We start from the raw sequence: 18,560 nt of genomic DNA, 5'->3' as shown, positions 1-18,560 counted from the left end.
CCACCGGGCCGGGTGCCGCCGGCCTCCGGGTGGAGGCCGGCGCGGCGGGTCACTCCGCGAAGGCCGCCTCCAGGACGTCCAGCCCCTCGATCAGCAGGTCCTCGGGGATGACGAGCGGCGGCAGGAAGCGCATCACGTTCCCGTACGTCCCGGTCGTCAGCACGAGCAGGCCGTTCTCGTGGCAGCGGCGGGCGATCCGCGCGGTCAGCTCGGGGTCGGGCTCCTTCGTCCCCTCCCGCACCAGCTCGATGGCGATCATCGCGCCGCGCCCGCGCACGTCCCCGATCGCGGGGCGCCGCTCGGCGAGGGCGTGCAGCCGGGGCAGCATGACCTCCCCGATCCGGCGGGCGCGCTCGGTGAGCTTGCCCTCCTCGATCTCCTCCAGGACGGCGAGCGCCGCCTCGCAGGCGAGCGGGTTGCCGCCGTAGGTGCCGCCGAGCCCGCCGCCGTGCACCTTGTCCATGATGTCGGCGCGCCCGGTGACGGCGGCCAGCGGCAGCCCGCCGGCGATGCCCTTCGCCGTCGCGACGAGGTCGGGGACGATCCCCTCGTGCTCGCAGGCGAACAGGTCGCCGGTCCGCGCGAAGCCCGTCTGCACCTCGTCGGCGACGAACAGGATCCCGTTGGCGCGGCAGAACTCGGCGAGCGCGGGCAGGAACCCCGGCGCGGGCTCGATGAACCCGCCCTCGCCCTGGATCGGCTCGATCAGCAGCGCCGCGACGTTCGTCGCGCCGATCTGCTTGGTGATCTGGTCGATCGCCTGCGCCGCCGCCTCCGGTCCGCAGTTGTCCGGGCCGGTCGGCCAGCGGTACGGGTAGGCGAGCGGCATCCGGTAGACCTCGGGGGCGTACGGGCCGAACCCCTGCTTGTAGGGCATGTTCTTCGCGGTCAGCGTCATCGTCAGCAGCGTCCGGCCGTGGTAGCCGTGGTCGAACGCCACGACCGCCTGCCGCCCCGTCGCATACCGGGCGATCTTGACGGCGTTCTCCACCGCCTCGGCGCCGCTGTTGACCAGCAGGGAGCGCTTCTCGTGGTCGCCGGGCGTGATCCGGTTGAGGTTCTCGCACACCGCGACGTACGACTCGTACGGCGCGACCATGAAGCAGGTGTGGGTGAACCGCTCGGCCTGCGCCCGCACCCGCGCCGCGACGCGGGGGTTGGCGTTGCCGACGTTCGTCACCGCGATGCCGGAGCCGAAGTCGATCAGCGAGTTGCCGTCGGCGTCGACGACCACGCCGCCGTCCGCGTCCGTCACGTACACCGGCAGGACGCTGCCGACGCCCGGCGGCACCGCCGCGAGGCGCCGCTCGTGCAGCGCCCGGGAGCGGGGGCCGGGGATCTCGGTCACGACGCGGCGTTCCTGCGGCAGGCGGAAGCCGCTCGCGCCGAGGGTGCTGTCCAGGCTGGTCATGGCCTGAACATAAGCCGGGCGCCGCCTACGATGAACAGTACGGGACGGCGAAATCCGTCCGGCGAGGTAGACACTTTGCACAGGGATTGACATGCCGCCCACGTTGGCCGCCGTGGCCGCCCTCCCCCAGCTCGGCCTGCGGTCGCTCACCGGACCGCTCCCCGCGACCCCGGTCGTGTGGGTCGCCGTGAGCGAACTGGAGGACCCGACCCCCTTCCTGGAGGGCGGCGAGCTGGTCCTGACCACGGGCATGCGGCTCACCGCCGCCAACGCCGGGGACTACGTGTCCCGGCTGGTCGCGCGGGGCGTCGCGGGGCTCGGCTTCGCGGTCGGCGTCATCCACGACACCGTCCCCGCCGAGCTGCTCGCGGCGGCCCGCGACCAGGGGCTCGTGCTGCTGGAGGTGCCGCGCCCGACCCCGTTCATCGCGATCGGCAAAGCGGTCTCCCGGGTGCTCGCCGCCGAGTGGTACGAGGGCGTGACCCGCGCGTTCCACGCCCAGCGCGAGCTGACCCGCGCCGCGCTCACCGGCCCCGGCGCGCTGGTCTCCCGGCTGGCCCGGCTGCTCGGCGGGTGGGCGCTGCTGCTGGACGCCTCCGGCGACGTGCGGCACGCCGAGCCCGCCCGGGCCCGCGAGCGCGCCGCGGACCTCGCGCCCGAGCTGGCCCGGCTGCGGCGCCGGCCGGGGAAGGGCGGCCCGGCCGCGAGCGTGGCGCTGGCCGTCCCCGACGACCACGTCGTGGTGCAGCGCATCGGGCTGGGCGGCCGGCCGCGCGGGTTCCTCGCGGTCGGCGCCGACGCGCCGCTCCCTCCCACCGCGCACACGATCGTGGGCGCCGCGGTCGCCCTGCTGACGCTCCAGTCGGAGACGCCGCGCACCGGACGCGAGCTGCGGGCGTCGCTGGCGGCACTGCTGCTCGGGCGCCCCGGCGAGGGCCCGGCGGTCCCGCGCGGGCCCGTCCGGGTCCTGGCCTGCGCGGGCGGCGCCGCCGTCCTGGACGCGCTGGAGTCGGACGCGATCGGAGCGAGGTGCCCGGCGCTGCCGCTCGGCGGGCACATCGCCGTGATCGTGCCGGACGAGGCGCTCGAGATGGTCGAGCGGCTCCTCGCCGGAAGCGGGCCGGTCGGCGTCAGCGACCCCGCCTCCGGTGACCTGCGCGCCGCGCTGCGGCAGGCCGAGGAGGCCCTAGCGGCGGCCGGGCGGTCGGGCCGGGACGTCCTCCACTACTCCCGGCTCCCCGGCCAGGGCGTGCTCGGACTGATGGAGCCCCGCGCCGCGCACGCCTTCGCCGACGCCCTCCTCGCACCCCTGCGCGCGGAGGACCTGGTCGAGACCGTCCGGGCCTATGTCCTGGCCAACGGGCAGGGGGAGGCGGCGGCGCGGGCCCTCGGCGTCCACCGGCACACGCTGCGGTCGCGGATGCGGAAGGCGGCCGAGGTCCTCGAACGCGACCCCGACGATCCGGCCGTCCGCGCCGAGCTGTGGATCGCGCTCGCCATCACGTCCAACGAGGAAGAAAGGATTGGACATGATGGCGACTCCCAATCGGGCTCGCCGTGGCTACCGTGAACAGCATGAACGTGACCCCATTCTGGCTGGCCGGCCGGCCCGAGACCGGTGACGGTGAGCTGACCGTTACGCATCCCTACGACGGCCGCGTGGTCGGGACGGCGGCCGTGCCGACGCCCGCGCAGGTGGAGGAGGCGGTCGCCGCGGCCGACGCCGTCCGCCGTGAGGCCGCGGCGCTGCCGCTGCACGTGCGGGCCGAGGCCCTCGCGCACGTGTCCGCGCGGCTCGTCGAGCGCGCCGAGGAGGTCGCCCGGCTGATCACCGGCGAGAACGGCAAGCCGCTGCTGTGGGCGCGCGGCGAGGTGGCCCGCGCGATCTCCACGTTCCGGTTCGCCGCCGAGGAGGCGCGCCGCATCTCCGCCACGACGCAGCGGCTCGACACCGACCCGGCCGCCGAGGGCCGGATGGCCTACGTCACCCGCGTGCCGAAGGGCCCGGTGCTCGGCATCTCGCCGTTCAACTTCCCGCTGAACCTCGCCGCCCACAAGATCGCGCCGGCGATCGCCGCGGGCGCCCCGATCGTGCTCAAGCCCGCCCCGGCCACGCCGCTGTCGGCGCTGCTGCTCGGCGAGCTGCTCGCCGAGACCGACCTGCCCGCCGGGATGTTCTCGGTCCTGCCGGTGCCGAACGACCGGGCCTCCGCCCTGGTCGACGACCCGCGGCTGCCGATCGTGTCGTTCACCGGCTCCGTGCCCGTCGGCTGGGCGATCAGGGAACGGGCGCCGCGCAAGCACGTCACCCTCGAACTCGGCGGCAACGGCGCGGCGGTCGTGCTGCCCGACGCCGACCTCGACTGGGCCGCCAAGCGGATCGGGCTGTTCGCCAACTACCAGGCGGGGCAGAGCTGCATCGCCGTGCAGCGCGTCTACGTCGACCGGTCCGTCCTCGACGAGTTCCTGCCGAAGCTGGTCGACACGGTCGACTCCCTCGTCACCGGCGACCCGTGGGACGACAAGACGCAGGTCGGCCCGCTCGTCAACCAGGAGGCCGCCGAGCGCGTGGAGGCCTGGGTGGACGAGGCCGTCGCGGCGGGCGCGCGCGTCCTCACCGGCGGCACCCGCGAGGGCGCCGCGTACGCGCCGACCGTCCTCGCCGACGTCCCGGCCGACTCCAAGATCTCCCGCGAGGAGGTCTTCGGGCCGGTCATGTTCGTCCAGCCCGTGGACGGCGCCGACGAGGCGTTCGCCCTCGTCAACGACTCCAAGTTCGGCCTCCAGGCGGGCGTGTTCACCCGGAGCCTCGACATCGCGTTCCGCGCCCACCGCGAGCTGGAGGTGGGCGGCGTGGTCATCGGCGACGTCCCGTCCTACCGCGCCGACCAGATGCCCTACGGCGGCGTGAAGGACTCCGGCGTGGGCCGCGAGGGGCTGCGGTCGGCGATCGCCGACTACACCGAGGAGAAGGTCATGGTCCTCACGGGGCTGCCCCTCTAGTCCCGGCCGCTCTCCCGGACCCGGGGCCCCGCGTACAGACCGGTGCGCAGGGCCCCGGCCGCCTCGGAGGCCGCCTCCTGGAACCGGCCGCCCAGGGACCACATGTTCGCGAACCCGTGGATGAGGTCCTCCTGGCGCCTCAGCGCGACCGGCACGCCGGCCTCCCGCAGCCGCGCCGCGAACTCCTCGCCCTCGTCCCGCAGCGGGTCGAAGCCGGCGGTGACCAGGTACGTGGGCGGGAAGCCGGCGAGGTCCTCGGCCAGCAGCGGCGAGGCCTGCGGTTCGGCGCGCCGCTCCTGCGGGCAGTAGTGGTCGCTGAACCACGTCATGTCGTCGTCGGTCAGGTAGAACCCGTCCGCGAACAGCTCCCGCGACCGCCGCCGGACGGACATGTCGGTCGCCGGGTAGTACAGCAGCGCGAAGTCCGGCGTGCGCCTCGCCAGCACGCCCACGACCGCCGCGAGGTTGCCGCCGGCGCTGTCGCCGCCGACGGCGACGGCCCCCGGATCGGCGCCGAGGTCCGCGGCGCGGGCCACCGCGTACTCGTAGGCGGCGAGGGCGTCCTCGGCCGCCGCCGGGTACGGGTGCTCGGGTGCGAGCCGGTAGTCCACCGACAGCACCCGGACCTCCGCGTGCACGGCGAGGTACCGGCACACGGTGTCGTGGGTGTCGAGGTTCCCGATGACCCATCCGCCGCCGTGGTAGAAGACGAGCAGCGGCGACCCCTCAGCGAGGCCCTTCGGCGTGTAGAGGCGCGCGGGCACGCCGCCCGCGTCCACCTTCCGCGTCCGGACCGGCCGCGCCGGCACCTTGGGCAGGTACGCCTGCCCCCGGGCGATGCCCCGCCGGGCGTCCCCGACCGAGGCCCCGGCCAGGCTCCGCTCGCCCTCCAGCCGCATCACCGTCAGCAGGAGCTGCGCGTCCAGCGCCAGCAGCCGGCCGTCCCTGCGCACTGGCGCACCGGCGATGAGCCTCTTCACCGGCCCCGGCAGCGCGAACACTGCGCGGAGCACGGCCCCCGACACTCCCGGCGGCAGCTTCTCGGTCAACGACGCCATACGGCCCTCCCTCGGTCCCGCACACCGTACTCTCCAGTAGCCCCCGTGGCCCAATTCCCGTCCGGGGAGCGCGCACCACCCGGTGGAACCGCTGGAACCCCCGTGCGCAAAGGGCTCTGGCATCCGGACCGGACTGGTTAGGATCGTCGCGGCCCTGTGGCGGTGCGTGACGGGAGCGGTGGATGCAGCGGATCTGGAAGATGCTGACGGCCTATGTCGACGTCGCCGTCGCATTCGCCCTGGCGGTCGTCATCCTCGCCTTGGACATCGCCGGCATCGCCTCCACCAAGCTCGTGCAGAGCGCGACCATGGCGACACTGGCGGTGGTCGCCATCGTGCTGCTGCGCGACCGCGCCCGCAGCGACACCCGCGGCGTCGAGGTGCAGAAGTCGGTGGAGGCCCTGCAGAAGCAGCTGGACGTGCGCGTCATCAGCGGGACCGAGTGCAACCGGGTCCTGACCGAGGCGCGCCGCACCACCGACCGCTGGGTCTTCCGGGGCGGGACGGGCGCCTACATCCGCGCGGTCACGCTGCCCGAGTGCGTGGCGACCGCCCAGCCGCTGCGGCGCAGGCTGGATTTCCGGCTGGAGATCCTCGACCCGATGAACCCGGACCTGTGCCGCGAGTACGTCCGGCTGCACCAGCGGCTGGCGACCGATCCCGACAGCCCCGAGCACACCTGGACGGTGGAGGAGACCCGCCGCGAGCTGTTCGCGACGATCCTCGCGGCCTCCTGGTACCAGCAGCGGTACGAGCTGCTCGACATCGACGTCCGGCTGGCATCGGCGTACTCGCTGCTGCGCTACGAGCTGTCGACGAGCTGCCTCATCTTCACCCAGCGGGGCCCCGAGTTCCCCGCCCTGGTGATCAACAGCGGCACCCCGACGTACCTGTCCTGGGAGACGGAGCTGCACGTGAGCTTCCAGCAGGCCAGGCGGCTGCCGCTGCACGCGCTGCGGCGCATGCAGCTGGGCCGCGTCCCGAGCGCCGAGGAGATCCGGGGCGTCTTCCGGACCCTCGGCATCGAGCTGCCCCCCGACTACACCGACGACACCCTCGACGACCTCTGCCGCCTGGCCCTCGCCTCCCCCGACCCCTACGCCTGAGCAAAGAACGATGAGCGACAAGAAAGTGATCAAGCCGTTCCGGGGGATGACGCCGGCCGAGGAGGCCGAGCATCACCTGGCCAACACCGAGCGTTATGCCGAGTACATGGAGACCGCCACACCGATCCGGCTTGACCGCGTCGCCTTCCGGACCGATCAGGACGCGCGGGTGCGGCGGCGGTAGTAGGCGAGGGTGACGGCGGCGAGCAGCGGGCCCCAGGCCACCAGCGGCGCGTAGGCGACCACGCCGAGCAGGCCCTGCCAGTTGTCGAAGTTGACGGGGAAGCCCTCCGGCAGGGGGCGCCCCTGGATGGTCTCCTGGAACACCAGGCAGTTCACGATGGAGACCGTCCACATCGCGGTCAGGAGCGCGGCGCCCGCGAGGCCCGGGATCACGGCCGCCAGCACCGGCACGCGCCGCCCCCGCAGGCCCGGCAGCCACCGCGGGAACACCTCGCCCCAGGCGGCGACCAGGCCGACGGCGGTGAACGCCACCGCCTCCGACAGGATGGACAGCAGCACGACGTACGCCTCCAGCGGCAGCCAGCCGGGGACGTCTCCTCCCGCGTCGCCCGTGTCGAGGGAGCCGTCGCTGAGGATGGGCAGGTGGAAGGCGAAGGCGGCGATCCGCCACAGGCCGGACGGCAGGACGGTGAACGGGACGGCCATGGCCGCGATCCGCGCCCAGCGCGGGACGCCCGCGACCGGCTCGTGCGCGGCGTTCCAGCCCGCGCGCAACCGCGCGAACGGAACCGATGGCGTGCTCGCAAGGGTCATGGCCCCACCCTCACAGCCGTCCCGACCCGGTTGATCACCCGCGAGCGCGAAACCCCTCCCCCGTACGGGGGATCGCCGTGCGACCGGGCATGGTGCTTTCGGGCAGGACGCCTCTCGACCCGCCGGTGATCTCTCCGCGGCCTCAGGGTTTGCGGGCCAGGAGGCAGCCCGAGGGGATGGGGCGCTCGTTCTCCGCGGGCCGGCGCAGGAGCCGCGCCACCTCCACCAGTCCCGCCCGGGCGGCCAGCTCGGCCATGTCGTCGACGGGCCTGCGGTAGGCGAGGGCGACCTTGTGGTCGAACGCCTCCGCCTCGCCCTCGTCGGTCGACTGGAACGCGAGCATGACGAGGCCGCCGGGGGCCAGCACCCGGTGGAACTCGGCGAAGACCAGCGGGAGCTCCTCCGGCGCCAGGTGGATGGTCGAGTACCACGACAGGACGCCCGCCAGCCCGCCGTCCGGGAGGTCGAGCGCCGTCATGTCGCCCTCGTCGAAACGCAGGTGCGGATGGTCGGCGCGGGCCCGGGCGATCATGCCGGGCGACACGTCGAGCCCGAACGCGTCCACGCCGAGGTCGTGCAGCAGCGCCGTCCCGCGGCCGGGGCCGCAGCCGAGGTCGGCGACCGGCCCCGCCGGGACCATCGCCGCGAACGCGCTGATCATCGCCCGGTCCAGATGGAGCTCGTCGAGCGCGTCGCGGAAGAGGTCGGCGTAGAGGTCGGCGACGGCGTCGTAGGCCTGGGGCACGGTCTCGGTCATGAGACCCGACGGTAGCGGGCCTGGCGGGCGGTCGGGCCGGTCGGCGCGAGGCCGGACAGCCCCCGTTCCACCGCGGCGGCGGCGCGGCGGCAGAACGCCTCCGGCTCGTCGGCGGCGTCCGGGCGCTCGTCGACGAGCGCGTCCGCCAGCCCGCCGCGCAGCAGGTCCGCCGACCGGACGCCCTGCGCCTCGGCCATCTCGCCGGCCCGCGCCGCGGTCCGGTGGACGATCAGCGAGGCGCCCTCGGGCGGCAGCGGCGAGAGCCAGGCGTGCCGGGCCACCAGGACGCGGTCGGCGGGCAGGAGCGCCAGCGCCGCACCGCCCGTGCCCTCGCCCAGCAGCAGGCAGAGCGTCGGCGCCGGAAGGGTGATCAGGTCGGCCAGGCAGCGGGCGATCTCGCCCGCGAGCCCGCCCTCCTCCGCGTCCGCCGACAGGACGGCGCCGGGCGTGTCGACCACGGTGACCAGCGGCAGGCCCAGCTCGGCGGCCAGCCGCATCCCGCGCCGCGCGACGCGCAGCCCGGCCGGGCCGAGCGGGTGGCCGCCGCGCCGGCCGTGCCGGTCCTGGCCCACCAGGACGCACGGCGCCGCGCCGAAACGGGCCAGGGCGAGCAGGAGGCCGGGTTCCGCCTCCCCCTCGCCGGTGCCGGAAAGGGGCGTCACGTCCGTGGCGCCGTGGCGCAGCAGTTCGCGGACGCCCGGACGGTCCGGGCGTCGCGACCGCTCGATCGAGTCCCACGCCCTCCCCTCCGGGGGAACGCTCTCGGGCAGGGGCGCCGGAGCCGAGGGCGGCCGCCCGCACAGGACGTCCAGGGCGGCGGAGGCGACCTCCGAGAGATCGTCGATGGCCACCACGGCGTCCAGCAGGCCCTTGGCCGCCAGGTTCTCGGCGACCTGCACCCCCGGCGGGAACGGCTCCCCGTGCAGGCCCTCGTAGACGCGCGGCCCGAGGAACCCGATCAGCGCGCCGGGCTCGGCGGCCGTCACGTGCCCGAGCGAGCCCCACGACGCGAACACCCCGCCGGTCGTGGGATGCCTCAGGTAGACGAGGTAGGGCAGGCCGGCGGCGCGGTGCGCCATCACCGCGGCGGTGATGCGCGCCATCTGCACGAACGCGGCCGTCCCCTCCTGCATGCGGGTGCCGCCGGAGGACGGCGCGGCGAGCAGCGGGAGGCCCTCGGCGGTGGCGCGCTCGACGGCCGCGACGATCCGGTCCGCGGTGGCGAGGCCGATCGAGCCCGCGAGGAACCGGAACTCCGACACGACGAACGCGACCCGGCGCCCCCGCAGCCGGCCCTCCCCGGTCAGGACCGCCTCGTCGCAGCCGCTGCGCTCACGGGCGGCGGCGAGGTCCCCGGCGTACTCGGAGCCGGGCGGCGGCCCCCCGGCGGGCGGGACGTCCCAGGACGTCCAGGCGCCGCCGTCCAGCACGCGGCGCAGCAGCCCGCGCGCCCCGACACGTTCCGTCACGGCGCCCCTTCCGTCGGCCTTCCCTGCATGATGTCCTCACCCTGTGATCACCCGGCATGCGGGGTGGACACTGGTGGGGACCCCGCGCAGGAGGAGGGCACGTGTCCGAGGAGATCTGTTTCGCGTCCGCCCGCGACCTGGCGCGCCGGATCGCCGCCCGCGACCTGTCGGCGCGCGAGGTCCTGCAGGCCCATCTCGACCAGATCGAGCGGACGAACCCGCAGGTCAACGCCATCGTCACGCTGGTCGCGGAGCGGGCGGAGCGGCAGGCGCGCGAGGCCGACGAGCGGCTGGCCGCCGGAGAGCCGCCGGGCCCGCTGCACGGCCTGCCCGTGGCGCACAAGGACACCCACGCCACCGCCGGCATCCGCACCACGTCCGGATCGCCGATCTTCGCCGACCACGTCCCGGACCGCGACGAACTGGTCGTCGAGCGGATCCGCGCCGCGGGCGCGGTCACCCTCGGCAAGACCAACACCCCGGAGTTCGCCGCCGGGTCCCACACCTTCAACTCCGTGTTCGGCCTCACCCGCAACCCCTACGACCCGTCCCGGTCGGCGGGCGGCAGCAGCGGCGGCGCCGCGGCCGCGCTGGCGTGCGGGATGCAGGCGCTCGCGGACGGCAGCGACATGGGCGGCTCGCTGCGCAACCCCGCGTCGTTCTGCAACGTCGTCGGGTTCCGCCCGTCGCCGGGCCGGGTGCCGTCCTGGCCGGTGCTCGCGGGCTGGTCGACGCTGGGCGTGCAGGGCCCGATGGCCCGCGACGTCGCCGACGTCGCGCTGCTGCTGTCGGTGCTCGCCGGGCCCGATCCGCGCAGCCCGATCGCGCTGGAGACGCCCGGCGCGGCGTTCGCCGTGCCGCTCGACCGCGACCTCGCCGGGCTGCGGCTCGCCTGGTCCCCCGACCTCGGCGGGACGATCCCCGTCGACCCGGCCGTCACCGCCGCCCTCGAACCGGCCGCCAAGGCGTTCGAGGAGCTGGGCTGCGCGGTCGAGGAGGCCTCGCCCGACCTGACCGGCGCCGACGAGGTGTTCCGGACCCTGCGGGCCTGGCACTGGGACATCACCCTGCGCCCCCTGCTGGACGAGCGCCGCGCCGACTTCAAGCCCTCCCTCGCCGCGAACATCGACGCCGGCCGCTCGCTCACCGGCGCCGACCTGGGCCGCGCCGAGACGCTCCACACGGCGCTGTTCCACCGCGTCCGGGAGTTCTTCGAGCGCTACGACGCGCTGCTCATGCCGGTCAGCCAGGTCCCGCCCTTCGACGCCGCCGCCGAGTACCCGGAGGAGGTCGCCGGGCGGCCCATGCGCGACTACCTGGAGTGGATGCGGTCGTGCTACCTGATCTCGGCGACCGGGTGCCCCGCGCTGTCGGTGCCCGCCGGGTTCACCTCGGACGGATTGCCGGTCGGGCTGCAGATCGTCGGCCCCCACCACGCGGACCTCGCCGTCCTGCGGATCGGCCGCGCGTTCGAGCGCGCGACCCGGCACGGCGAACGCCGCCCGCCCCTCGCCCTGCTGAACTAGGGCTGTGTTTCAAAGTCCCGGCCCGCTTCGCTCGCCTGGCGGCTCGCTACGCGACCGGGCCTGGGCGAACGCGGCATCGCTTCGCGATCTGCCCGGTTCCGCTCGCCTCCGGCTTCGCTCCACCGGGCAGGTCACGCGTTCGCGCGCGCGGCCGAGGCCACGTCGCGACACGCCCTAGGACTCTTCGCGGGGGATGCGCAGGACGAACCGGGCGCCCCGGTCGCTGTCGGCGGCGACGAGCGTGCCGTCGTGCGCGCGGGCGATGTCGCGGGAGATCGTCAACCCGAGGCCGGTGCCGCCGCGGTCGCGCTCGCGGCCCTCGGCCAGCCGGTGGAACCGCCAGAAGATCCGCTCGCGGTCCTCCGGCGCGATCCCGGCGCCGTCGTCACGGACCTCCAGCACCGCGTCCGGGCCGTCCGCCGCCACGGTGATCCAGATCCGCGACTCCGCGTGCCGCTCGGCGTTGTCGAGCAGATTCGTCAGCAGCCTGATCAGGTGGGCCTCGGTGGCGCGGACCGTGACGCCCTCCTCGGCCGCGATCTCGACGGGGACCCGGCGGGGCCGCCGGCTCGCCTCCGCCCGGACCAGCCCGCCGAGGTCGACCAGCTCCCGCGGGACCTGCACGCCCGCGCCCAGCCGCGCCAGGATGAGCAGGTCGCTGACGATGCCCTCCAGCCGGTCGGCGTCGCCGAGGGCCGCCCGCGCGACCGCGGGCCAGTCCTCTTCCTCCGGCCGCACCAGCGCCGCCTCCAACTCGGTGCGCAGGCCGGCCAGCGGGCTGCGCAGCTCGTGCGAGACGTCGGCCACGAACGCGCGCTGCCGCGTGAGGACGTCCTCCAGCCGGTCCAGGGTCACGTTCACCGACTCGGCCAGGTCGGACACCTCGTCGTTCGGCTCCGGCACGGTGACCCGGCGGTCGGCGCCGCCGGTGATCTCCGCCAGCTCGGTTCGCATCACCCGCACCGGCCGCAGCGCCCGCCGCACCGACAGCGATACGATCCAGCCCACCGCGGCCGTCGCCACCAGCACCGTCACGGCGAGCAGGCCGACGAACACGCCCCGGTAGCGGGTGAACGTCGTGATGGGCGCGCCCGCGAAGACGATCCGCTCACCGAAACGGGTGTTCACCCGCTCGGAGACGAAGTAGACGTCGGACGTCTCCGACCAATGCAGGGTGCGGTACTCGGGGCGGTTCGGCTGCGGTGAGACCGGCACCCTCACCGGGCCGTGTCCGCGCAGGGGCTCGCTGGCCGCGAGCACGCCGCCCTCGCCGTCCACGACCTGGAGGAGGGGGACGCCGGGATCCTGGACGGGGAGGGTCCCTCTGACGTCGGTCTCGCGGACCTGCGTGGCGAGGTCGTTGACCACGAGGGTGCCGCGGTCGTGCAGGCCCCCGTAGATGGTGCCGCGGAGGACCTGGTAGAAGAGCGTGACGCCGACGATCAGGAGGGCCGCGACGATCAGGGTCGCGGCGACGGTCACGCGGGTCCGCACCGACCAGCACGACGGCGTCAGCAGGTCCCCGAGTATCCGCACCCGGCGCCCCTCCCCCTTCCCGCTCACACGCGCGGACGGGCCCGCGCCGCGTCGACGCGTCGGGGGGTGACGCAGAACTGGTTCTTACCGGGCCATTGCCCTGCGAAACATCACCACATACCGGACCGGTGCCCGCGCGGGCGGCGCCTCCCACCCCTGGGGAGCCGCCCGAGCGGGCACCGCTTCATTCACTGTGCACGCCCCCGGTGCACTGGGTGCTACATCGACGTGACGATCACGTTTCGACCTTTCCTCCGGAAAAGCCGCCATAATTCGCCGCCAAGAGGGGATGGGTGGACGCGAGAGACGGAAGGGGGGTGCTGGAGCACCGTATGGACACTGACTTCAGGCCACTCGAACCCGCCGACCCCCGAGAGGTCGGCGGCCACCGGCTGCTGGGCAGGCTCGGATCCGGCGGCATGGGGACGGTCTACCTCGGGGCCGACCCGGAGTCCGGCGGGCGCGTCGCGGTCAAGACGATCCACCCGCATCTCGCCGACGACCCGTCCTACCGGAGGCGCTTCCACGACGAGGCGAGCCTCGCGAGCCGGGTCGCCTCGTTCTGCACCGCGCGGGTCCTCGCGCAGGGCGAGGACGACGGACTCCCGTACCTCGTCACCGACTACGTGGGGGGCGTGTCCCTGCACGACCGGCTCGCCGCCGGCGGTCCACTGCCGCCGGCCGACCTGCACGGCGTCGCCGTCGGCGTCGCCTCGGCGCTCGCCGCGATCCACGCCGCCGGCCTCGTGCACCGCGACATCAAACCCGCCAACGTGATGCTCACCCTGTCCGGATGCCGCGTCATCGACTTCGGCATCGCGGGAAGCCAGGACGCGGTCGAGGAGACCGCAACGACCGGTCAGGTGTTCGGCACGCCGGGGTGGATCGCTCCAGAGGTCCTCGTCGGAGGGCCCGCCTCCCAGGCGGCCGACATCTTCGCCTGGGGCTGCCTCATCGCCCATGCCGGGACGGGGCAGATGCCGATCGGCGGCGACCCCGCGACCCTGCGCACCGCCGCCGGGGACGCCGACCTGTCCGGCCTCCCGGACTCGCTGGTCCCGGCCGTCCGGTGGGCGCTGGCGGAGGACCCGGCGGACCGCCCCACCGCGACCGACCTCCTGCTCGCCCTCGTCGAGCAGCCGCAGCCGCAGGCCGCCGGCCGCCTCACGCCGCCGCCCGCGGCGGCGCAGGAGGCGCAGGAGGCGCCCCCGCACACCGCGCCCACCGCACCGCGGCCCTCCTTGACGCCGCGCTCCCGGCGGCGGCGCCCCGTCCCGGGCGCCCCGACGCCGTTCCGGTCCCGGGATTCCAGCGCCGAGGACACCAGGGCGTACACACCGCTCGGCGTGGCCGACGCCACGACGTCCACCCGGACCCGGTTGCTCGCCGGCGCCGGCGCCGCGGCGGGAACGCTCCTGCTGGGCGCGATCGTCCTCGGGCTCACCGGGGCCAAGGCCGATTCCCCCGCCCGGCCGGGCGCACCGGCTCCGTCCGCGCCGGCGGTCACCGACGCGCCCGCGAAGAAGAAGCCGACCGCCATCCGGGTCGGATCCTCCAAGCGGCCCCCCGCGAAGCCGGTCAAGCAGAAGCCCAAGCAGAAACCGCAGGAGAAGAAGCACAAGCCGGCTCCCAAGGCGAAGCACCCGGCGAAGCACGGCAAAGCGAAAAGCAAGTACAAGCACTGAGCAGGCAGGAGCACGGTGCCGGCCCTGCAGGCGCGAACCCGTCAGGTGCGCCAGATCAGGACGAGGGCGCAGTCGTCGTCGCGGGCCGCGGCCATCGTCTCCACCAGTTCCCGCGCGCCGCTGCCGAACCCCTGCGGGACGAGCCGCTCCGCCTCACCGAGGAGCCGGTCGATCCCGGCGTCGAGGTCGCTGCCCGGCGACTCGACCAGGCCGTCGGTGTAGAGCAGCAGCGCGTCGCCCGGCCGCAGCTGCCCCCGCTCGGGGACGCAGTTCAGGTCGGGCACCACGCCCAGCACGACGCCCTTGGCGGAGCTGACCTGCCAGGCGCCGCTGCCCGCGTCGAACTGGACGGCCGGCGGATGCCCCGCCGACTCGACCCTGTACTCGCCCGTGCGCAGGTCGACCACGACGTGCACGGCCGTCACGAAGCCCTCGTCCCACCGCTGGCGCTGGAGATAGGTATTGCAGGCGGGCAGGAAACTCCCGGGCTGGACCGATCCAAGCAGGCCCCCGAAGGCGCCCGACAGCATCAGCGCCCTCGTGCCGGCGTCGGTCCCCTTCCCGGAGACGTCGACCAGCGCGACCTCCAGCGTGTCGCCGTCGGAGGCCGACACCACGAAGTCGCCGCCGAACGACGAGCCCCCGGCCTGCAGCATCACGACCTGCGAGTTCCAGCCGTCCGGCAGTTCGGGCATCTCGCCGTGCCGGCGCAGCCGGTCGCGCAGCTCCAGCAGCATCGAGTCGCCGCGCAGGCCCTGCACGCCGAGCTGCTGGCGCGTCCGGGCCAGGGTGAGCGCGAGCACCGCGGTGATGGCCAGCGTCGCGATCATGCCGGGCCCGATCGCGGCGACGTCCTTCCAGGCGTTGTAGGCGGCCATGGCGACCACGACGCCGAGGAGGGCGACCAGGCTCCGCACCTTCAGCAGCAGCCCGCCGACCACCACGATCAGCACCAGCGCGCCGGACGGGGCCAGCCCCCGCGAGTCGCCGGACGCCAACCCGATCGCGATCGCGAGCAGCGCCAGCGCGGCGAAGACGTACCGGTCCCTGGTGAGCGAGCCCCGTCTCAACCACCGGTAGAGCACGACCAGGAACGGAATCTTGCGCAGCACGGCACGCACTCGCGGCGGGAGCAGCTGCACCAGACGTTGAAGCATGACTCCGGCACTGTACCGAGCAATGCACCCCAAGGGTCAGTATCCGAGGGCACCAGTGACCCGGTGTAACGATCATGCTACGCGAAAACGGGGTAGATGTGGCCTTGCGACTATCTCGGAAGGAGCGGCCCATGGTGCAGCCGGGCATGCGGATCACGGTGGACGCGGCGATGCGGGCCCGCGACGTCTCGCGCCCGCGCCCCGCGGGCGGGGAGCCGCCCGCCGCCGACCCGGGGACCGCGGCCGCGTCCGGACCGGGCGGGGGGAAGGCCGGCGACACCGCCAGGCGGACCAGGGCGGCGAAGAACGAGCGGCGCCGCCTCGACAAGCGCGGCCCCCGCAAGCCCCCGGAGAACGGGCGCTGACCGGACGGTTCCGGGCGCTCAGCCCTCGCGCGGCAGCGGGGGCAGCTCGCCGGTGTGCTCGTAGGCGCCGAGCATCCTGATCCGCCGGGTGTGGCGCGGCTCCTTGGAGTAGTGCGTCCCGAGGAACAGCTCCACGAAGCGGGTCGCGGTGTCGAGGTCGTGCTGCCGGGCCCCGAGAGCGATCACGTTCGCGTCGTTGTGCTCGCGGGCGAGCACGGCGGTGTCCTCGTTCCAGACGAGGGCGGCCCGCACCCCCTTGACCTTGTTCGCGGCGATCGCCTCGCCGTTGCCGGAGCCGCCGATCACGACGCCGAGGGTCCCCGGCTCCGCCGCCGTCCGCTCGGCCGCCCGCAGGACGAACGGCGGGTAGTCGTCGACGGCGTCGTACACGAACGCGCCGCAGTCGACGGCCTCATGCCCGTTCTGCTTCAGCCAGGAGACCAGGTGCTCCTTCAGTTCGAAGCCGGCATGGTCGGATCCAAGAAACACGCGCATGGGCCCGATTGTCGCAGGCCCGCGACGTGCACGCGCGCGCGGGTCAGGTGTCGTCGTCCCGTCTGCGGTCGATCATCGTCCGGTCGGCGAGGTCGAGGTCGTCCTCCTCGGGGGCGTCCTCCGGCGCGTCCGCGGCTCCGCCCTCAGGCTCCTCCGGGCCGTTCTCGGCCTTCTCTTGGCCGTCCTTCGGCTCCTCCGGCGCCTTCGGCGACTCGTCCGGCTTCTCCTGCCGCCCTTCCGGCTCCTCTTGCGCGGCGGGGGCGTCCTGCTCCTGCGGAGGCGCGGAGGGCTGCGGCGGGACGGACGGCGCACCGAACCGGCCCGGCTGCGGCGACTGCCCCGGCTGCGGGGGCTGCCCCGGCTGCGGGGGCTGCTGGCCGGGTGCGGCACCCCACATGGGCTGCTGCGGCTGCCCCCGCGGCGGGACGTAGGGGACGGCCGAGGGGTGCGGCTGCATCTGCTGCGGATAGGGCTGCTGCGAATACGGCTGCTGCGGCATGCCCTGCGGGCCCGGGTAGGGCTGGGCCGGAGCGTACGGCTGCTGAGGCAGGGCGCCGCCCCCGCGCGTCCGGGCGAGGAAGAACCCGCCCAGGGCGCCGAGCCCGGCCAGCCAGCCGAACGCGAAGCCGAAGGAGGCGCCCTGGCCGACCGTGCTGCTGAAGGTGCTGCCGAACGGCGTCTCCCGGAAATCGAACGCCCAGCGGGTGAGCGGCGCGGCCACGATCCCGGTCACGCCGCCCGCCACGAGCGCCGCCCACCAGCCGATGATCAGCGCGCCGAACGGGCCGCGCTCCGGATCGGCGAGCCGGGCGCCCGCCATGACGAGCGCCACCAGCACGCCGAAGAAGACGAGCAGGCTGAAGTCGTCCAGGACCACCTGCTTCACGCCCAGGCCGCCCGCCGGCGTGATCCGCCACGAGAGCGTGAGCAGCCACGTCACCACGGGTCCGATGCCCTCGTCGTACTTGACGTGGCTCCTGCCGATCTCGTCGACGACCCACTGGTTGCCGAAGATCAGGGCGAGGAGGGCCATGGGGACCACCGCGCCGCCCGTCATCGCGAGCATCCGCCGCATCGTCATGGCGGGCAGGGTAGTGCGGTTTCGTCTCCGCCGGTAGGGCCCGCACTACCCGCAGTAGGCACTACGAGGCGGGGACGGGGAAGCGGAAACCGGGGTCGACCTGCGCTTCGAGGTCCTCCCCCACGGCCCGGCTCGCCCAGCTCCGCGCGTTCTTGACGTGGAACTCCACGGCCTGGCGCTGGAACTCGTCCCAGTCCTTGGCGCACCCGTCCACCTCGGCGCGCATGCGGTCGAGCGCGGCGACGTTGCCCTCCTCCAGGTCGACGCCGCGCCTGCCCTGCTCCAGCGCCCGGACGGCGGCGGACTGGCCGAGCCACGTGAGCAGGTCGTCGCCGACGTGCTCGCGCAGGTAGGCGAGGTCCTCCTCGGACTGGACCTTGTTGCCGACGACGCGGATGGCGACGTCGTAGTCGCGGGCGTACTCGGTGTACTGCCGGTAGACGCCGACGCCCTTGCGGGTGGGTTCGGCGACCAGGAACATCAGGTCGAACCGCGTGAACAGCCCGGAGGCGAACGTGTCGGCGCCGGCGGTCATGTCGACGACGACGTACTCGCCGGGCCCGTCGACGAGGTGGTTGAGGTAGAGCTCCACCGCCCCGGTCTTGGAGTGGTAGCAGGCCACGCCGAGGTCGTCGTCGTTGAACGGGCCGGTGGCGAGCAGCGTGACGCCGTCCACCTCCTGGCCGGCCTCGTGGAAGGGGTCGTCGCCGCGGAACCGCAGCAGCCGCGACCCGGCGCCGGGCGGTGTGGTCTTGACCATCGCGGACGCCGAGGAGATGCGCGGGTTGTCGCCGCGCAGGTGCTCCTTGAGCACGGCGAGCCGGTCGCCCAGCGCGGGGATCTTGGCGGCGCGGCCCTCGTCCAGCCCGAGCGCCACGCCGAGATGCTGGTTGATGTCGGCGTCGATCGCGACCACGGGCAGCCCGAGCCCGGCCAGATGGCGGACGAACAGCGCCGACAGGGTCGTCTTGCCGCTGCCGCCCTTGCCGACGAACGCAACCTTCACGAATGCCCCCATTCTGGGTATGAAAATCGTTTCCACAGTCAGGACAACGAGTCTGGCGGAGCGTCGCCGGGGAGGCAAGCGGAACGGCGGAAGTGCCGGCGCGGGGCCGGCGCGCAGGTCAGGGCGCG

Annotated in this window: 17 protein-coding genes; 7 read left to right on the top strand and 10 right to left on the bottom strand. The window is 74.4% G+C overall.

From position 1 onward, the window contains the following. Positions 1–49: 49 nt before the first annotated feature. Positions 50–1,411 carry a 4-aminobutyrate--2-oxoglutarate transaminase gene (gene gabT, locus AB0C21_RS11550; RefSeq protein WP_500203951.1) on the bottom strand — a complete coding sequence of 454 codons (1,362 nt, stop codon included), beginning with the start codon at positions 1,409–1,411 and terminating at the stop codon, positions 50–52. A 91-nt stretch (positions 1,412–1,502) separates the two neighbouring features. On the opposite strand from gabT, the gene AB0C21_RS11545 reads away from it, so the two are divergent. Both AB0C21_RS11545 and AB0C21_RS11540 read left to right on the top strand, forming a co-directional pair. Continuing rightward, the gene (locus tag AB0C21_RS11545) at positions 1,503–2,981 is read left to right on the top strand and encodes a PucR family transcriptional regulator (RefSeq protein WP_500203950.1); all 1,479 of its coding nucleotides are present in this window, start codon (positions 1,503–1,505) and stop codon (positions 2,979–2,981) included. Between the two features lie 5 nt (positions 2,982–2,986). Beyond that, entirely contained in the window at positions 2,987–4,414 is a 1,428-nt protein-coding gene (locus tag AB0C21_RS11540; RefSeq protein WP_500203949.1) for an aldehyde dehydrogenase family protein, read from the top strand. Here the strand turns inward: AB0C21_RS11540 and AB0C21_RS11535 are convergent. Next, the gene (locus tag AB0C21_RS11535) at positions 4,411–5,472 is read right to left on the bottom strand and encodes an alpha/beta hydrolase (RefSeq protein ID WP_500203948.1); all 1,062 of its coding nucleotides are present in this window, start codon (positions 5,470–5,472) and stop codon (positions 4,411–4,413) included. The genes AB0C21_RS11540 and AB0C21_RS11535 overlap by 4 nt on opposite strands. Positions 5,473–5,654: 182 nt before the next feature. Between AB0C21_RS11535 and AB0C21_RS11530 the strand changes: the two genes are divergently transcribed. Together AB0C21_RS11530 and AB0C21_RS11525 are read left to right on the top strand one after the other, a co-directional pair. Beyond that, entirely contained in the window at positions 5,655–6,578 is a 924-nt protein-coding gene (locus AB0C21_RS11530; RefSeq protein ID WP_500203947.1) for a hypothetical protein, read from the top strand. A gap of 10 nt (positions 6,579–6,588) precedes the next feature. Continuing rightward, complete coding sequence (locus AB0C21_RS11525) at positions 6,589–6,762, top strand: hypothetical protein (RefSeq protein ID WP_500203946.1); 174 nt, start codon at positions 6,589–6,591, stop codon at positions 6,760–6,762. Here AB0C21_RS11525 and AB0C21_RS11520 read toward each other — a convergent pair. From AB0C21_RS11520 to AB0C21_RS11510, 3 genes are all read right to left on the bottom strand, one after another. Continuing rightward, complete coding sequence (locus tag AB0C21_RS11520) at positions 6,735–7,355, bottom strand: hypothetical protein (RefSeq protein WP_500203945.1); 621 nt, start codon at positions 7,353–7,355, stop codon at positions 6,735–6,737. The two genes, AB0C21_RS11525 and AB0C21_RS11520, sit on opposite strands and share 28 nt — an antisense overlap. A 142-nt stretch (positions 7,356–7,497) precedes the next feature. Continuing rightward, on the bottom strand, positions 7,498–8,112 hold the full coding sequence (locus AB0C21_RS11515) for a class I SAM-dependent DNA methyltransferase (RefSeq protein WP_500203944.1): 615 nt from the start codon (positions 8,110–8,112) through the stop codon (positions 7,498–7,500). Then, positions 8,109–9,581: a carboxyl transferase domain-containing protein gene (locus tag AB0C21_RS11510; RefSeq protein ID WP_500203943.1), complete on the bottom strand. Its 1,473-nt coding sequence runs from the start codon at positions 9,579–9,581 to the stop codon at positions 8,109–8,111. Before AB0C21_RS11510 ends, AB0C21_RS11515 begins: the two co-directional genes overlap by 4 nt. 56 nt (positions 9,582–9,637) lie before the next feature. On the opposite strand from AB0C21_RS11510, the gene AB0C21_RS11505 reads away from it, so the two are divergent. Further along, a complete protein-coding gene (locus tag AB0C21_RS11505; RefSeq protein WP_500203942.1) occupies positions 9,638–11,107 on the top strand; it encodes an amidase in 1,470 nt (489 codons plus the stop codon). Positions 11,108–11,281: 174 nt separating this feature from the next. Here the strand turns inward: AB0C21_RS11505 and AB0C21_RS11500 are convergent, their stop codons facing one another. Continuing rightward, positions 11,282–12,643: a sensor histidine kinase gene (locus AB0C21_RS11500; RefSeq protein WP_500203941.1), complete on the bottom strand. Its 1,362-nt coding sequence runs from the start codon at positions 12,641–12,643 to the stop codon at positions 11,282–11,284. Positions 12,644–12,975: 332 nt separating this feature from the next. Between AB0C21_RS11500 and AB0C21_RS11495 the strand changes: the two genes are divergently transcribed. After that, positions 12,976–14,328: a serine/threonine-protein kinase gene (locus AB0C21_RS11495; protein ID WP_500203940.1), complete on the top strand. Its 1,353-nt coding sequence runs from the start codon at positions 12,976–12,978 to the stop codon at positions 14,326–14,328. A 41-nt stretch (positions 14,329–14,369) separates the two neighbouring features. Here the strand turns inward: AB0C21_RS11495 and AB0C21_RS11490 are convergent, their stop codons facing one another. Further along, a complete protein-coding gene (locus AB0C21_RS11490; RefSeq protein ID WP_500203939.1) occupies positions 14,370–15,485 on the bottom strand; it encodes a PP2C family protein-serine/threonine phosphatase in 1,116 nt (371 codons plus the stop codon). A 131-nt stretch (positions 15,486–15,616) separates the two neighbouring features. Here AB0C21_RS11490 and AB0C21_RS11485 point away from each other — a divergent pair, with 131 nt between their 5' ends. Continuing rightward, entirely contained in the window at positions 15,617–15,850 is a 234-nt protein-coding gene (locus AB0C21_RS11485) for a hypothetical protein (RefSeq protein WP_500203938.1), read from the top strand. A gap of 18 nt (positions 15,851–15,868) precedes the next feature. On the opposite strand, the gene AB0C21_RS11480 is transcribed toward AB0C21_RS11485, so the two are convergent. The 3 genes from AB0C21_RS11480 to AB0C21_RS11470 all read right to left on the bottom strand — a co-directional run bounded on the left by AB0C21_RS11480 (position 15,869) and on the right by AB0C21_RS11470 (position 18,432). After that, a complete protein-coding gene (locus AB0C21_RS11480; RefSeq protein WP_353820681.1) occupies positions 15,869–16,345 on the bottom strand; it encodes a ribose-5-phosphate isomerase in 477 nt (158 codons plus the stop codon). Positions 16,346–16,388: 43 nt separating this feature from the next. Continuing rightward, entirely contained in the window at positions 16,389–17,426 is a 1,038-nt protein-coding gene (locus AB0C21_RS11475; RefSeq protein ID WP_500203937.1) for a hypothetical protein, read from the bottom strand. 61 nt (positions 17,427–17,487) lie between these two features. Further along, the gene (locus tag AB0C21_RS11470) at positions 17,488–18,432 is read right to left on the bottom strand and encodes an ATP-binding protein (RefSeq protein WP_500203936.1); all 945 of its coding nucleotides are present in this window, start codon (positions 18,430–18,432) and stop codon (positions 17,488–17,490) included. Positions 18,433–18,560 lie beyond the last annotated feature (128 nt).

The organism is Spirillospora sp. NPDC049024 (assembly GCF_040649235.1).
Classification (GTDB): Bacteria; Actinomycetota; Actinomycetes; order Streptosporangiales; family Streptosporangiaceae; genus Spirillospora.
This window is presented reverse-complemented; position numbering and strand designations above follow the sequence as displayed.

Excerpts from the sequence above, each read along its gene's own strand:
- gabT (WP_500203951.1), bottom strand. The coding sequence starts at position 1,411 with ATGACCAGCCTGGACAGCACCCTCGGCGCGAGCGGCTTCCGCCTGCCG.
- AB0C21_RS11545 (WP_500203950.1), top strand. The coding sequence starts at position 1,503 with ATGCCGCCCACGTTGGCCGCCGTGGCCGCCCTCCCCCAGCTCGGCCTG.
- AB0C21_RS11540 (WP_500203949.1), top strand. The coding sequence starts at position 2,987 with ATGAACGTGACCCCATTCTGGCTGGCCGGCCGGCCCGAGACCGGTGAC.
- AB0C21_RS11535 (WP_500203948.1), bottom strand. The coding sequence starts at position 5,472 with ATGGCGTCGTTGACCGAGAAGCTGCCGCCGGGAGTGTCGGGGGCCGTG.
- AB0C21_RS11530 (WP_500203947.1), top strand. The coding sequence starts at position 5,655 with ATGCAGCGGATCTGGAAGATGCTGACGGCCTATGTCGACGTCGCCGTC.
- AB0C21_RS11525 (WP_500203946.1), top strand. The coding sequence starts at position 6,589 with ATGAGCGACAAGAAAGTGATCAAGCCGTTCCGGGGGATGACGCCGGCC.
- AB0C21_RS11520 (WP_500203945.1), bottom strand. The coding sequence starts at position 7,355 with ATGACCCTTGCGAGCACGCCATCGGTTCCGTTCGCGCGGTTGCGCGCG.
- AB0C21_RS11515 (WP_500203944.1), bottom strand. The coding sequence starts at position 8,112 with ATGACCGAGACCGTGCCCCAGGCCTACGACGCCGTCGCCGACCTCTAC.
- AB0C21_RS11505 (WP_500203942.1), top strand. The coding sequence starts at position 9,638 with ATGCGGGGTGGACACTGGTGGGGACCCCGCGCAGGAGGAGGGCACGTG.
- AB0C21_RS11495 (WP_500203940.1), top strand. The coding sequence starts at position 12,976 with ATGGACACTGACTTCAGGCCACTCGAACCCGCCGACCCCCGAGAGGTC.
- AB0C21_RS11490 (WP_500203939.1), bottom strand. The coding sequence starts at position 15,485 with ATGCTTCAACGTCTGGTGCAGCTGCTCCCGCCGCGAGTGCGTGCCGTG.
- AB0C21_RS11485 (WP_500203938.1), top strand. The coding sequence starts at position 15,617 with ATGGTGCAGCCGGGCATGCGGATCACGGTGGACGCGGCGATGCGGGCC.
- AB0C21_RS11480 (WP_353820681.1), bottom strand. The coding sequence starts at position 16,345 with ATGCGCGTGTTTCTTGGATCCGACCATGCCGGCTTCGAACTGAAGGAG.
- AB0C21_RS11475 (WP_500203937.1), bottom strand. The coding sequence starts at position 17,426 with ATGACGATGCGGCGGATGCTCGCGATGACGGGCGGCGCGGTGGTCCCC.